12 protein-coding genes are annotated in these 13613 nt (G+C 57.2%); 8 read left to right on the plus strand and 4 right to left on the minus strand.

The genetic code is table 11. The features are described 5' to 3' along the window. Positions 1-11: 11 nt before the first annotated feature. Together aceE and pdhR are read right to left on the minus strand one after the other, a co-directional pair. Complete coding sequence (gene aceE / locus ABFX35_RS11750) at positions 12-2675, minus strand: pyruvate dehydrogenase (acetyl-transferring), homodimeric type (protein WP_279022788.1); 2664 nt, start codon at positions 2673-2675, stop codon at positions 12-14. Positions 2676-2892: 217 nt separating this feature from the next. Next, positions 2893-3657: a pyruvate dehydrogenase complex transcriptional repressor PdhR gene (pdhR, locus tag ABFX35_RS11755; protein WP_095847283.1), complete on the minus strand. Its 765-nt coding sequence runs from the start codon at positions 3655-3657 to the stop codon at positions 2893-2895. 613 nt (positions 3658-4270) lie between these two features. On the opposite strand from pdhR, the gene ABFX35_RS11760 reads away from it, so the two are divergent. Further along, a complete protein-coding gene (locus tag ABFX35_RS11760; RefSeq protein ID WP_095847282.1) occupies positions 4271-5647 on the plus strand; it encodes an amino acid permease in 1377 nt (458 codons plus the stop codon). Positions 5648-5734: 87 nt separating this feature from the next. On the opposite strand, the gene fumA is transcribed toward ABFX35_RS11760, so the two are convergent. Continuing rightward, positions 5735-7381, minus strand: a complete 1647-nt coding sequence (gene fumA / locus ABFX35_RS11765) for a class I fumarate hydratase FumA (protein WP_279022786.1) — start codon at positions 7379-7381, stop codon at positions 5735-5737. A 316-nt stretch (positions 7382-7697) separates the two neighbouring features. Between fumA and ABFX35_RS11770 the strand changes: the two genes are divergently transcribed. The 6 genes from ABFX35_RS11770 (at position 7698) to ruvX (ending at position 11871) form a co-directional block, all read left to right on the plus strand. Continuing rightward, entirely contained in the window at positions 7698-8213 is a 516-nt protein-coding gene (locus ABFX35_RS11770) for a SprT family zinc-dependent metalloprotease (RefSeq protein WP_346081177.1), read from the plus strand. 98 nt (positions 8214-8311) lie between these two features. Next, positions 8312-8998 (plus strand): deoxyribonuclease I, encoded by a 687-nt coding sequence (gene endA / locus ABFX35_RS11775; RefSeq protein ID WP_279022784.1) that lies wholly within the window; start codon positions 8312-8314, stop codon positions 8996-8998. A gap of 86 nt (positions 8999-9084) precedes the next feature. Further along, the gene (rsmE, locus tag ABFX35_RS11780) at positions 9085-9816 is read left to right on the plus strand and encodes a 16S rRNA (uracil(1498)-N(3))-methyltransferase (protein WP_346081179.1); all 732 of its coding nucleotides are present in this window, start codon (positions 9085-9087) and stop codon (positions 9814-9816) included. A gap of 15 nt (positions 9817-9831) precedes the next feature. Beyond that, a complete protein-coding gene (gene gshB, locus ABFX35_RS11785; protein ID WP_121554449.1) occupies positions 9832-10782 on the plus strand; it encodes a glutathione synthase in 951 nt (316 codons plus the stop codon). Positions 10783-10885: 103 nt separating this feature from the next. Beyond that, on the plus strand, positions 10886-11449 hold the full coding sequence (locus ABFX35_RS11790) for a YqgE/AlgH family protein (protein WP_346081181.1): 564 nt from the start codon (positions 10886-10888) through the stop codon (positions 11447-11449). Then, entirely contained in the window at positions 11449-11871 is a 423-nt protein-coding gene (gene ruvX, locus ABFX35_RS11795) for a Holliday junction resolvase RuvX (protein WP_095847275.1), read from the plus strand. Before ABFX35_RS11790 ends, ruvX begins: the two co-directional genes overlap by 1 nt. Here ruvX and ABFX35_RS11800 read toward each other — a convergent pair. Continuing rightward, a complete protein-coding gene (locus ABFX35_RS11800; RefSeq protein ID WP_346081184.1) occupies positions 11834-12871 on the minus strand; it encodes a type IV pilus twitching motility protein PilT in 1038 nt (345 codons plus the stop codon). The two genes, ruvX and ABFX35_RS11800, sit on opposite strands and share 38 nt — an antisense overlap. Before the next feature lie 20 nt (positions 12872-12891). On the opposite strand from ABFX35_RS11800, the gene ABFX35_RS11805 reads away from it, so the two are divergent. After that, entirely contained in the window at positions 12892-13599 is a 708-nt protein-coding gene (locus ABFX35_RS11805) for a YggS family pyridoxal phosphate-dependent enzyme (RefSeq protein ID WP_346081186.1), read from the plus strand. The last annotated feature ends 14 nt before the right edge of the window (positions 13600-13613 follow it).

The following is a 13613-nucleotide window of genomic DNA, read 5'->3' on the forward strand; positions in this document are numbered from 1 at the left end:
TCCTGTACCTCTTATGCCAGACGCGGGTTAACTTTCTCAGGATTGATGTCGAATTTCTTAATGGCTTCAGCCACTACGGAAGCTTCAACTTCGCCGCGTTTGGCCAGTTCACCGAGCGCAGCCACAACCACATAGGAAGCATCGACTTCGAAGTGGTGACGCAGATTTTCGCGGCTGTCGGAGCGACCGAAACCATCGGTGCCCAGTACGCGATAATCGCTGGCCGGCACATAAGTGCGAACCTGTTCTGCGAACAGTTTCATATAGTCGGTAGATGCCACCGCCGGTGCGTCGTTCATCACCTGAGCGATGTAAGGCACGCGCGGCGCTTCGGTTGGGTGCAGCATGTTCCAACGTTCGCAATCCTGGCCGTCACGCGCCAGTTCAGTGAAGGAGGTCACGCTGTAAACATCGGAACCCACGCCGTATTCTTCAGCCAGGATCTTGGCCGCTTCACGCACGTGACGCAGGATGGAGCCGGAGCCCAACAGCTGTACCTTGCCTTTGCTGCCCGCCAGGGTATCGAGCTTATAGATACCTTTACGGATGCCTTCTTCCGCACCCTGCGGCATGGCCGGCATGTGGTAGTTTTCGTTCAGCGTGGTGATGTAGTAGTAAACGTTCTCTTGTTTCTCACCGTACATGCGCTCCAGGCCATCGTGCATGATGACAGCCACTTCGTAGGCATAGGCCGGATCGTAAGAGATGCAGTTCGGGATGGTCAGCGACTGAATGTGGCTGTGGCCATCTTCGTGCTGCAGACCTTCGCCGTTCAGCGTGGTGCGCCCGGAGGTGCCGCCGATCAGGAAGCCGCGCGCCTGTTGGTCGCCCGCCGCCCAGCACAGATCGCCGATACGCTGGAACCCGAACATCGAATAGTAGATGTAGAACGGGATCATCGGCAGATCGTTGGTGCTGTAAGAGGTCGCCGCCGCCAGCCAGGAAGAAGCCGCACCCAGTTCGTTGATGCCTTCCTGCAAGATCTGGCCTTTCTCGTCTTCTTTATAGTAAGCAACCTGCTCACGGTCCTGCGGGGTGTACTGCTGGCCGTTCGGGCTGTAGATACCAATCTGACGGAACAGACCTTCCATACCGAAGGTACGCGCTTCATCAGCGATGATCGGCACCAGACGATCCTTGATCGACTTGCTCTTGAGCATTACGTTCAGGGCGCGCACGAAAGCGATGGTAGTGGAAATTTCTTTGTTCTGCTCTTCCAGCAGCGCAGAGAAGTCTTCCAGCGCCGGGATTTCCAGCTTCTCGCTGAAGTGGGTCAGGCGGCTTGGCAGGTAGCCTTGCAGCGCCTGGCGGCGTTCATGCAGGTATTTGTACTCGTCAGAGTCTTTATCAAAGGTGATGTACGGCAGTTTTTCGATGTCTGCATCGGCAACCGGCACGTTGAAACGATCGCGGAAGTGGCGCACCCCTTCCATGTTCATTTTCTTCACCTGGTGAGCGATGTTTTTCCCTTCCGCGGTTTCACCCATGCCATAGCCTTTGATGGTATGAGCCAGGATGACGGTCGGTTTGCCCTTGGTGTCTTGCGCTTTTTTCAGTGCCGCGAACACTTTCTTCGGATCGTGACCACCGCGGTTCAACGCCCAGATTTCGTCGTCGGTCATGTCTTTGACCAGCGCAGCGGTTTCCGGGTATTTGCCGAAGAAGTGCTCACGCACGTAGGCGCCGTCTTTGGATTTAAAGGTCTGGTAGTCGCCGTCCAGGGTTTCGTTCATCAGCTGCACCAGCTTGCCGCTGGTATCTTTACGCAGCAGCTCGTCCCAACGCGCGCCCCAGATCACTTTGATCACCTGCCAACCAGCACCGCCGAAGATGCCTTCCAGCTCGTTGATGATCTTGCCGTTGCCGGTAACCGGGCCGTCCAGGCGCTGCAGGTTACAGTTGATCACGAACACCAGGTTATCCAGTTTTTCACGGGTGGCGATGGTGATCGCACCTTTGGATTCCGGCTCGTCCATTTCGCCATCACCCAGGAAGGCATAAACCGTCTGGCCGGCGGTATCTTTCAGGCCGCGGTGCTCCAGGTATTTCAGGAACTTGGCCTGATAGATGGCGCTGATTGGGCCCAGGCCCATGGAAACGGTTGGGAACTGCCAGAATTCCGGCATCAGTTTTGGATGCGGATAGGAAGACAGGCCATTGCCGTGAACTTCCTGACGGAAGTTGTTCATTTGTTCTTCGGTCAGGCGGCCTTCAAGGAAGGCTCGCGCATAAACGCCCGGAGAGATATGGCCCTGGAAATACACCAGATCGCCGCCGTCTTTCTCGTTGCGTGCGCGGAAGAAATGGTTAAAGCAGACTTCATAGAAAGTCGCGGAAGACTGGAAGGATGCCATGTGGCCACCCAGCTCCAGGTCTTTCTTGGATGCATGCAGAACGGTCATGATAGCGTTCCAGCGGATAGCTGAACGAATACGGCGCTCCAGATCCAGGTTGCCTGGGTATTCAGGTTCATCTTCCACTGCGATGGTGTTGACGTAGTTGTTCGCTGCAGCACCGGCTGCAACGCTAACGCCGCCTTTGCGCGCTTCTCCCAATACCTGATCAATCAGAAACTGAGCTCGCTCAACACCCTCTTCACGGATGACCGATTCGATCGCCTGCAGCCAGTCGCGGGTTTCGATCGGATCCACGTCATTGTTTAAACGTTCTGACATGGTGGTATTCCTTATCTGTCTAATGGTTTGTATGGAGCCTGTCTTCCTGTACTCCAAAGCCGAAATACACGAAGACAGGCTCGTCAGTTTAGTTGCCGCAAAAGTACTTAATCAGACGGTAGGCCAGCGCCAGTGCTCACGCACCGCGCTGGCCTACGGCCCCAGCACCCCGAGCTCCCATTCCCCCCAGGCTGGTGTGCCCTGAAGGGAACAACGCTCAATCCCTGCGTTGCTGGAGACGCCGCAGCGATCTCTCACGCCGGGTGTGTTCCCGGCTGAGATCCAGCAAGATTTCCTCGATAAACGCCAGATGGCGGTGCGAGGCTTCGCGCGCCTTCTCCGGCTCGCGTGCCACAATCGCCTCAAAAATACCGGCGCGGTGGCTGCTCACTGTTGCCAGCATTTCCCGGCGCGAGTAGAGCAATTCAAAATTTTGGCGGACATTCTGCTCCAGCATCGGCCCCATACAGCGCAGCAGATGCAGCAAAACGACGTTATGGGCCGCCTCGGTGACGGCAATCTGATACTGCATAACCGCATCGGCTTCAGCGGCCAGATCGCCGCTGTCCTGCGCCTGCTGAATCACCTGGTGGCAATCACGGATGCGCGCTAAATCTTCATCCGTGCCCCGCAGCGCCGCATAGTAGGCCGCGATGCCTTCCAGCGCATGGCGGGTTTCCAGCAGATCGAATTGTGATTCAGGGTGATTGGCCAGCAGTTCAGCCAGAGGATCGCTAACGCTTTGCCACAGATTTGCCTGCACAAAGGTGCCGCCGCCCTGGCGGCGCAACAGCAGGCCTTTGGCTTCCAGACGTTGGATAGCCTCTCTCAGAGAAGGACGGGAAACATCAAATTGCTTCGCCAGTTCACGCTCGGGCGGCAGTTTTTCGCCTGGGCGCAGTGTCCCTTCAAGGATCAGATATTCGAGCTGCTGCTCAATAACGTCTGACAGCTTGGGCTGACGGATTTTGGTGTAGGCCATGGGTGATTTCTTCTCTGCGAAATGGCGCGGAGTCAATTGGTAATACCAATTTAAAAAACGTGACCGTAAAGTAACAAAGTATTCACCTCGTGTCCATATTGGGCTTGATCGAAATCATGATTTGCCGCACATTTTAACACCTCACCTCATGGCCGGCTGCAATACGATAACGCGGTGCTAGTCATACTCTTTACCCACCCATCACCCGATTTAACCTTTGCGAAACCTCCGTCCGGCAGGCCAAGCTACGATAGCGCCATGACGATTTTATGAACGGCGGACGCAGTGCCACCATCGTGCCGGGCAGCCAGCGGCCAGGTATCAATAACCCGGAAATAGCGCAAGGTTTTGCAAAAAAACGCGGGCGTTGCTTGTTTCATGCACCACACAGCCAATAAAGACACATAACCCGCACTTTATTGGCAAAAGTGCTGCAATATTAATCACTCCGATGATAAAGCAGGTGCAAACCGCCGCGCTTAACATTATTCTGAGCTGAACGGTAGCGGTGCCGTGGAATAAATAGCAATAACACCGTAAAAAATAAGATACACACACCGTAATCACCGCTTTACAAGCGGGGGGTTATTCTGCAACGACAGAGGGTAAATGGATGGATGGGAAAACGCAGGGCGATCAGTTGAAACGTGGCCTGAAAAACCGCCATATTCAGTTGATTGCCTTAGGTGGCGCAATTGGTACCGGGCTTTTCCTCGGTATCGCACAAACAATAAAGATGGCCGGCCCTTCAGTGATCCTGGGCTATGCGATCGGTGGCTTTATCGCCTTCCTGATCATGCGCCAACTGGGCGAAATGGTGGTGGAAGAACCGGTCGCCGGCTCCTTCAGCCACTTTGCCTATAAATACTGGGGCAATTTCGCCGGCTTTGCCTCCGGCTGGAACTACTGGGTGCTGTATGTCCTGGTGGCGATGGCGGAACTGACCGCCGTGGGGATTTACGTCCAGTACTGGTGGCCGGGGATCCCGACCTGGGTATCCGCCGCCGTGTTCTTCCTGCTGATCAATGCCATCAACCTGGCGAACGTCAAAGTTTACGGCGAGATGGAGTTCTGGTTCGCGATCATCAAAGTGGTGGCAATTATCGGCATGATCGTATTCGGCGCCTATCTGCTGTTCAGCGGTATGGGCGGCCCGGAGGCGACGGTCACCAATCTGTGGGCGCAGGGCGGGTTCTTCCCTAACGGCATTCTGGGGCTGGTTATGGCGATGGCGGTGATCATGTTCTCGTTCGGCGGGCTGGAGCTTGTCGGCATCACCGCGGCGGAAGCCGACAACCCGGAGAAAAGCATCCCGCAGGCCACCAACCAGGTCATTTACCGTATCCTGATTTTCTATATCGGTTCCCTGACCATCCTGCTGTCGCTGTATCCGTGGGGGAAAGTGGTTGAAGGCGGTAGCCCGTTCGTGTTGATCTTCCATGCGCTGAACAGCGATGTGGTGGCAACGGTGCTGAATATCGTCGTACTCACCGCCGCGCTGTCGGTTTACAACAGTTGCGTATACTGCAACAGCCGCATGCTGTACGGCTTGGCCAAACAGGGCAACGGCCCGAAAAGCCTGCTGACCGTGGACGGCCGCGGCGTGCCGGTGGTGGCGATTGGCCTCTCCGCTCTGGCAACCGCATTCTGCGTGCTGATCAACTATCTGATCCCAGGCCGCGCGTTTGAACTGCTGATGGCACTGGTGGTTTCCGCGTTGGTGATCAACTGGGCAATGATCAGCCTGGCTCACCTGAAGTTCCGTGCCGCCAAGCGCCGCGAAGGCATTGAGCCGAAGTTCAAAGCCTTCTGGTACCCACTGAGCAACTACCTGTGCCTGCTGTTCCTGGCCGGGATATTGGTGATCATGTACCTGACGCCGGGCATCCGCATTTCCGTATTGCTGATCCCGGTTTGGATCGCAGTTCTGGCGCTGGGCTACATCATTAAGCAACGTAGCCAGAAAGCGGCCGCTGCCGCCAATCGCTAACCGAAACCACATGCCTCTCAGGCAAAACGCCGCCCGGTAATCCACCGGGCGGCGTTTTTTATATCCCTCAGCCTGGGACGACGGTGGCTATTTCACGCAGTGCGTGCACTGCGCCGCCTGTATTTTCTGGAAGAAATCATTGCCCTTGTCATCCACCAGGATAAAGGCCGGGAAATCCTCAACCTCGATTTTCCAGATCGCCTCCATCCCTAACTCAGGGTAGGCCACACATTCCAGGCTCTTGATGCTCTGCTGCGCCAGCACCGCCGCCGGGCCGCCGATGCTGCCCAGGTAGAAGCCACCGTGTTTGTGGCAGGCGTCGGTCACCTGCTGGCTGCGGTTGCCTTTCGCCAGCATGATCATGCTGCCGCCGTTGGCCTGCAACAGGTCAACGTAGGAATCCATGCGCCCCGCCGTGGTTGGCCCCAGGGAACCGGAAGCATAACCCTCCGGCGTTTTGGCCGGGCCGGCGTAGTAGATCGGGTGATCTTTCACATACTGCGGTAAGCCCTCACCCCGTTCCAGGCCCTCTTTGAGTTTAGCGTGCGCAATGTCGCGCCCCACGATGATGGTGCCGCTCAGTGACAAACGAGTGGAAACCGGGTATTGCGAAAGCTGCTTGAGGATTTCGCTCATCGGGCGGTTCAGATCCACCTTGATGGCATCCCCTTCGCCCGCCTGGCGCAGCTCGGCCGGAATGAATTTCCCCGGATTGTGCTCCAGTTTTTCCAGCCAGATGCCGTCGCGGTTAATCTTGCCTTTGATGTTACGGTCAGCCGAACAGGAAACGCCCATGCCGAGCGGGCAAGAAGCGCCGTGGCGCGGCAGGCGGATCACGCGGATATCATGGGCAAAATATTTGCCGCCGAACTGCGCGCCCAGCCCCAGGTTCTGCGCCTCTTCCAGCAGTTCCTGCTCCAGTTGCACGTCGCGGAACGCCTGGCCGTGTTCATTACCTTCGGTGGGCAATTGATCATAATAATGGGTGGAAGCCAGCTTGACGGTTTTCAGCGTCGCTTCTGCCGAGGTGCCGCCGATAACAAACGCCACATGGTACGGCGGGCAGGCCGCGGTACCCAGCGTGCGCATTTTATCCACCAGATAGTTTTTCAGTTTGCCCGGCGAAAGCAGCGCTTTGGTTTCCTGGTACAGGTAGGTTTTGTTGGCGGAACCGCCGCCTTTGGCGATGCAGAGGAATTTATATTCATCGCCGTCCACACTGTAGAGATCGATCTGTGCCGGCAGGTTAGTGCCGGTATTGACCTCTTGATACATATCCAGCGCCGCGTTTTGCGAGTAGCGCAGGTTATCTTCAATAAAGGTGTTGTATACCCCGCGCGACAGCGCTTCTTCATCGCCGCCGCCGGTCCATACCCGTTGCCCCTTTTTCCCGACGATAATCGCGGTGCCGGTGTCCTGGCAGGTGGGCAAGATGCCCTTGGCGGCGATTTCAGAGTTGCGCAGGAATTGCAGCGCCACGTATTTGTCGTTTTCGCTGGCCTCGGGATCATCGAGAATGGCGGCGACCTGCTGCTGGTGCGCCGGGCGTAGCATAAAAGAAGCATCATGAAACGCGTGCTGGGCCAGCAGAGTGAGTGCTTTAGGATCGACCTTCAAAATCTCCTGCCCTTCAAACTGGGTGACGGAGACATAATCACGGCTTAACAGATAATATTCCGTGTGGTCTTTCGCTAGCGGAAAGGGCTCTTGATAGTGGAACGGTTTATTCGACATTGATCTCTCACTTGCAACATCAGTTGCGCAAAAATTCATACGTCAGCGCACGGCATCGGCGCGCTGTATCAAAACCAACCTTTACCTTACGTATTTTTGTTCACGCTATTATTGCGCCAAATCGCAAATACCCATTCAATTTATAATGATAATGGTTGCGTTGGCGCCGCCGTGCGGTAAAAGCCGTGAAGCCGTATCCAAAGACACGATTCATTATCTATTAATTAACACACTCATTACAATCCATTACCTTCAATCCGGGTATAAAACGGTTGGCATATTGCCAGCCGCTGCGCCCCCGTCTATGCTAGCGGCAATGAACAAAGTAAGAATCCCCATTGCGCTGCAGCAGGCGGTAATGCGTTGCCTGCGGGAAAAACTCCAGTTGGCGCGTACGCATTTTGCGATCGATTTCCCCGAGCCAAAGCTGGTTTACCAGCAACGCGGCACCAGTGCGGGAACGGCCTGGCTGCAAGCCTGGGAGATCCGCCTCAACCCAGTGCTGCTGCTCGAAAACCAACAGCCATTTATTGACGAAGTGGTGCCGCATGAGCTTGCACACCTGCTGGTGTTCCGCCAGTTCGGCCGTGTGCCGCCGCACGGGCGTGAATGGAAATGGATGATGGAAACGGTGCTGTCAGTGCCGGCCAGCCGCACGCACCGCTTTGAAATCAGCTCGGTGCAGAGCAAAACCTTCCCTTACCGCTGCGCTTGCCAGATGCACCAGCTCACCCTACGCCGCCATAACCGCGTCATGCGCGGCGAGAGTGAATACCGCTGCCGCCGCTGCGGCGAAAAGTTAAAATTTACCGCTACAGAAACGCCTAAATGAAACGCTTTATGCGTTAAAACTAGGAATTCCCACCCTTTGCTACGCCATGCAACTTCCGTTACCCTGCCTGCTTTTCCAATTTCGAGTTGTTTTGGAATATGCTTCGCAAAATTTTGTTCGCAACACTACTGACGATCGGCACCGTACAGGCGCACGGCATCAATAACTTTAGCCAGGCCAAAGCGGCGGCGGCGGCCATCAACCGCGATGCGCCCGGCAGCTTTTACTGCGGTTGCCAAATACACTGGCAGGGTAAAAAAGGCGTGCCGGATCTCGCCAGCTGTGGCTACCAGGTGCGTAAAAATGCGCAGCGCGCCAACCGGATCGAATGGGAACACGTGGTGCCCGCCTGGCAGTTCGGCCACCAGTTGCAATGTTGGCAAAACGGCGGGCGCAAAAACTGCAATAAAGATCCGCTCTACCGCCAAATAGAAACCGATCTGCACAACCTGCAGCCGGCCATTGGCGAGGTGAATGGCGATCGCAATAACTTTATGTACAGCCAGTGGCGCGGCGGTGAAGGCCAATACGGCCAGTGCCCGATGAAAGTGGATTTCAAAAACAAACAGGCCGAACCGCCGGCACGGGCCCGCGGCGCCATCGCCCGCACCTATTTTTATATGCGCGATCGATACCACCTGCGGCTATCGCGCCAGCAAACCCAGCTGTTTGAGGTTTGGAACCGCCAATACCCCGTCAGCCAGTGGGAATGCACCCGTGACGCACGTATCGCTAAAGTACAGGGCCAGCACAACCCCTATATTCAACGGGCTTGCCAGCGGTAAAAAGGCTAACCTACTATAGTGGCTATCTATTTCTTTTCGCCGCGCCGCCGGATGCGGCGCGCTTTCATCAGGATCAAACAACCATTATGCGTATACCCCGCATTTATCACCCGCAACCGCTGGCCGCCAATACCGACATCGCGCTGAGCGACGATGCCGCCAACCACGTAGGGCGCGTACTGCGCATGGGCGTTGGCCAGGCGCTGCAACTGTTCGATGGCAGCAATCGCGTGTTCGATGCCGCCATCAGCCATGTGGATAAAAAAAGTGTGCGGGTGCAGGTGGGCGCGGGCCAGCCAGAAGACCGCGAGTCGCCGCTGAACCTGCATCTTGGCCAGGTGATCTCGCGCGGTGAAAAGATGGAGTTCACCATTCAGAAATCGATCGAACTCGGCGTCAATGTCATTACCCCACTGTTTTCCGAACGTTGCGGCGTAAAACTGGACGGCGAGCGGCTGGCGAAAAAGACGCAACAGTGGCAAAAAATCGCCATTGCCGCCTGCGAACAGTGCGGCCGCAACCGCATTCCGGAAATCCGCGCGGCGATGCAACTGGAAGCCTGGTGCGCCGAGCAGGACGGTAGCCTGAAACTGAATTTGCACCCACGCGCCAACCACAGTATCAACACGCTGCCCTTGCCGGTGGATCATGTCCGCCTGCTGATTGGGCCGGAGGGCGGTTTATCCGCTGACGAAATTGCGATGACCACAGGTTACGGATTTACTGATATCCTGCTGGGGCCACGTATTCTGCGTACAGAAACCACAGCGCTCACCGCAATTACCGCTCTGCAGGTGCGTTTCGGCGATCTGGGTTAAAGGAGAAGAGAAAGAATGATCAAGCTCGGCATCGTGATGGATCCGATTTCATCCATCAACATTAAAAAAGACACCAGCTTCGCCATGCTGCTTGAAGCACAGCGCCGCGGCTGGGAGCTGCACTACATTGAGATGAACGATCTTTACCTGCATCAGGGTGAAGGCCGCGCGCGCACCCGCCTGTTGAGCGTCAAAGAAGACAAGGCCGATTGGTACAGTTTCGGCGCCGAGCAGGATCTGGCACTGCACGAGCTGGATGTGATTTTGCAGCGCAAAGACCCGCCGTTTGATACCGAATATATCTATGCCACCTATATTCTGGAGCGTGCGGAAGCCAAAGGCACGCTGGTGGTCAACAAGCCGCAAAGCCTGCGTGACTGCAACGAGAAACTGTTCACCGCCTGGTTCCCAGAGCTGACGCCGGACACACTGGTCAGCCGCAGCGCACAGCATATCCGCCAATTCCACCAGCAGCACGGCGATATCATTCTCAAACCGCTGGACGGCATGGGCGGCGCATCGATTTTCCGCGTGAAACAAGACGATCCTAATCTGTCGGTGATTATCGAAACCCTGACCGAGCACGGCAGCCGCTTCTGCATGGCGCAGAACTTCCTGCCGGCCATCAAAGACGGCGACAAACGCATCCTGATGGTGGACGGCGAGCCCGTGCCGTATTGCCTGGCGCGTATCCCTGCGCAGGGCGAAACCCGCGGCAACCTGGCGGCCGGCGGCCGCGGCGAAGCGCGCCCGCTGAGCGAAAGCGATTGGGCGATCGCCCGCGCCGTTGCGCCGACGCTGAAAGAAAAGGGCCTGATCTTCGTTGGCCTGGACGTGATCGGCGATCGCCTGACCGAAATCAACGTCACCAGCCCAACCTGTGTGCGCGAGATTGAGGCCGCGTTCCCGGTTTCGATTACCGGCATGCTCATGGACGCCATCGAAAAACGTTTGGCCGCCAGGTAAAACCAACGCCAGCACGGGCGCCAACCCCGCCCGTGCTGTGCATACTGTAGGCCGCATGACTTACGGCTGCTCACTTTCAACCGGATGAGCCTTATATAACACGATGAATTTACAACACCATTTCCTGATTGCCATGCCAACCATGCAGGATCCCCGTTTCAAGCATTCGGTGATCTACCTGTGCGAGCACAACGACGATGGCGCCATGGGGTTGGTGATCAATAAACCGGTGGAGCAATTTACGGTGGAAAGCGTGTTGCATAAGTTGAAGATCGCCCCTTCCCCGCGCGATCCGGGCATAAGCCTGGACAAACCGGTGTTTGCCGGCGGGCCGCTGGCGGACGATCGCGGTTTTATTCTGCACACCCCCCGTGAAGGCTTTGCCTCTAGCATCATGATCTCTGCCGATACCATGATCACCACCTCAAAAGACGTGCTGGAAACCCTCGGCACGGCGGAGCAACCGGCCGACGTGCTGGTGGCGCTGGGCTATGCCGGTTGGGAAAAAGGCCAACTGGAACAGGAAGTGCTGGAAAATGCCTGGCTGACCATCGAAGCCGATGCCGATATCCTGTTCCACACGCCGATCGCCAGCCGCTGGCGTGAAGCGGCAAACCGCCTGGGAATAGATATCCGCAGCATCGCCAACCATGCGGGGCACGCCTGATGAGCAACCGTACTCTTATCGCCTTTGATTTCGGCACCAAAAGCATCGGCGCGGCCATCGGCCAGGAAATCACCGGCACCGCGCGAGCACTGGCAGCATTCAAAGCGCAGGACGGCACCCCGGACTGGCAGAAGATCGAGCGCCTGCTGAAAGAGTGGCAGCCGGATTTGGTGATCGTCGGCCTGCCGTTAAACATGGACGGCACCGAACAGCCGCTGACCGCGCGCGCCCGTAAGTTTGCCAACCGCCTGCATGGCCGCTTCGGCTGCGAAGTTACGCTGCATGACGAACGCCTGAGCACCGTTGAAGCACGCGCGCACCTGTTCGATCGCGGCGGCTTCCGCGCGCTGGACAAAGGCAGCGTGGATTCGGCCTCTGCGGTGGTCATTCTGGAAAGCTGGTTTGAGCAGCATCTGGGCTAGCCTCTGCCCCCAGCAGGCCGGCCTGGATCCGCTGCCGCAGGCCCTGTTCAAAGGTTTGCATGCCCGCCTGCGCACCCGTTTGCAGCAGGCTGGCGAGCTGATGCGTTTTGCCTTCGCGGATCATACTGCTGACCGCCGCCGTGGCGGTCAGGATTTCAAATACCGCCACCCGGCCAGCGCGGTGTTGGCATAATAACCGCTGGGCGATCACCGCCTGCAGGCTGTTCGCCAGTTGGGCGCGCACGTAGGGTTTCTCATCCGCCGGGAATACGTCCACCAGCCGCTCCACCGCCTGTGCCGCACCGCGGGTATGCAACGTAGCCAACACCAGATGGCCGGTTTCCGCGGCGGTCAATGCCAGCCGAATGGTGGCGGTATCCCGCAGTTCCCCCAGCAAAATCACATCCGGATCTTCACGCAGGGCGGCGCGCAGTGCGCCGTCAAAATCCGGCGTATCCCGCCCCAGCTCACGCTGCTGAATCAGCGCGCGGCGGCTGTGGTGAATAAACTCGATGGGATCTTCCAGCGTCAGGATGTGGCGCGGCTGGTGTTGGTTGATGTGATCGATCATCGCCGCCAGCGTCGTCGATTTGCCGCTGCCGGTGGCGCCCGTCACCAGGATCAAACCGTCTTCCCGCTGCGCCAGCGCGGCCATTATCGGCGGCGCCCGCAGTTGTTCCAGCGTGGGGCAACGCTCGGCAATACGCCGTAGGGCGATGGACACCCCCAGATGCTGCAAAAAAACGTTGGCCCGCAACCGGCTGCCGCCGGGCAACGCCACGGCTTTGTCGAGCTGGCCTTCCTGCCGCAGGCGCCGTTGTTCGGTGGGCGTTAACAGTTGTGAACACAACGCCGCCATGGCCGTGGCGGTTAATCGCAGCGCGCCGGGCAGCGGCTGTAGCCGGCCGTCAATACGCAACATCGGCAGATGGCCGGTACAAAGGTGCAGATCAGAGGCATTATGCTTTACACTAAGGGCCACAAATTCATTGATGTCCATCTCAATCTCCTGGGTCAATAATGAGCACTATTCAACAGAATCTGCAGGATGTCAGGAGCCGTATTGCGGCCGCTGCACAAAGCTGCGCGCGCAATCCAGCAGAAGTGATATTGCTTGCGGTAAGCAAAACTAAACCTGTGGCGGCGATCGCAGAAGCGATTTCCGCCGGCCAGCGCGCCTTTGGCGAGAACTATGTGCAGGAAGGCGTGGATAAAATTCAGCACTTTAGTCAGTTGCCGCAGGGCGCGGAGCTGGAGTGGCACTTTATCGGCCCGCTGCAATCCAATAAAAGCCGACTGGTGGCGGAGAACTTCGCCTGGTGCCACACCATCGATCGTCTGCGCATCGCCCAACGCCTGAGCGCACAGCGCCCGGCGGGCATGGCGCCGCTAAACGTGCTGATTCAAATAAATATCAGCGATGAATCAAGCAAATCTGGCATTGTATTGGCTGAGCTGCCGGCACTGGCGCAGGCCGTCACCGCCCTGCCCCATCTTCGGCTGCGCGGCCTAATGGCGATCCCGGCGGTAGAAACGGACTATCAGCGCCAGTTGGCGGTTTTCCAGCAGATGAACGATGCGTTCCTGCAGTTGAAACAGCACTACCCGCAGGTGGATACGCTGTCTATGGGCATGACGGATGATATGGCGGCGGCCATTGCCGCAGGCAGTACCCTGGTGCGTATTGGCACCGCAATTTTTGGCGCCCGTGATTACTCACAGGCCTGACAGAAAAGACGAGG

Origin of the sequence: Gibbsiella dentisursi (assembly GCF_039539505.1) — a bacterium.
Taxonomy (GTDB): domain Bacteria; phylum Pseudomonadota; class Gammaproteobacteria; order Enterobacterales; family Enterobacteriaceae; genus Gibbsiella; species Gibbsiella quercinecans.

Bases quoted from the DNA above. Each gene is read 5' to 3' on its own strand.
- ABFX35_RS11770 (WP_346081177.1), top strand. From the start codon at position 7,698: ATGAACAAAGTAAGAATCCCCATTGCGCTGCAGCAGGCGGTAATGCGT.
- ABFX35_RS11800 (WP_346081184.1), bottom strand. From the start codon at position 12,871: ATGGACATCAATGAATTTGTGGCCCTTAGTGTAAAGCATAATGCCTCT.
- ABFX35_RS11805 (WP_346081186.1), top strand. From the start codon at position 12,892: ATGAGCACTATTCAACAGAATCTGCAGGATGTCAGGAGCCGTATTGCG.
- aceE (WP_279022788.1), bottom strand. From the start codon at position 2,675: ATGTCAGAACGTTTAAACAATGACGTGGATCCGATCGAAACCCGCGAC.
- ruvX (WP_095847275.1), top strand. From the start codon at position 11,449: ATGAGCAACCGTACTCTTATCGCCTTTGATTTCGGCACCAAAAGCATC.
- fumA (WP_279022786.1), bottom strand. From the start codon at position 7,381: ATGTCGAATAAACCGTTCCACTATCAAGAGCCCTTTCCGCTAGCGAAA.
- gshB (WP_121554449.1), top strand. From the start codon at position 9,832: ATGATCAAGCTCGGCATCGTGATGGATCCGATTTCATCCATCAACATT.
- ABFX35_RS11760 (WP_095847282.1), top strand. From the start codon at position 4,271: ATGGATGGGAAAACGCAGGGCGATCAGTTGAAACGTGGCCTGAAAAAC.
- ABFX35_RS11790 (WP_346081181.1), top strand. From the start codon at position 10,886: ATGAATTTACAACACCATTTCCTGATTGCCATGCCAACCATGCAGGAT.
- rsmE (WP_346081179.1), top strand. From the start codon at position 9,085: ATGCGTATACCCCGCATTTATCACCCGCAACCGCTGGCCGCCAATACC.
- pdhR (WP_095847283.1), bottom strand. From the start codon at position 3,657: ATGGCCTACACCAAAATCCGTCAGCCCAAGCTGTCAGACGTTATTGAG.
- endA (WP_279022784.1), top strand. From the start codon at position 8,312: ATGCTTCGCAAAATTTTGTTCGCAACACTACTGACGATCGGCACCGTA.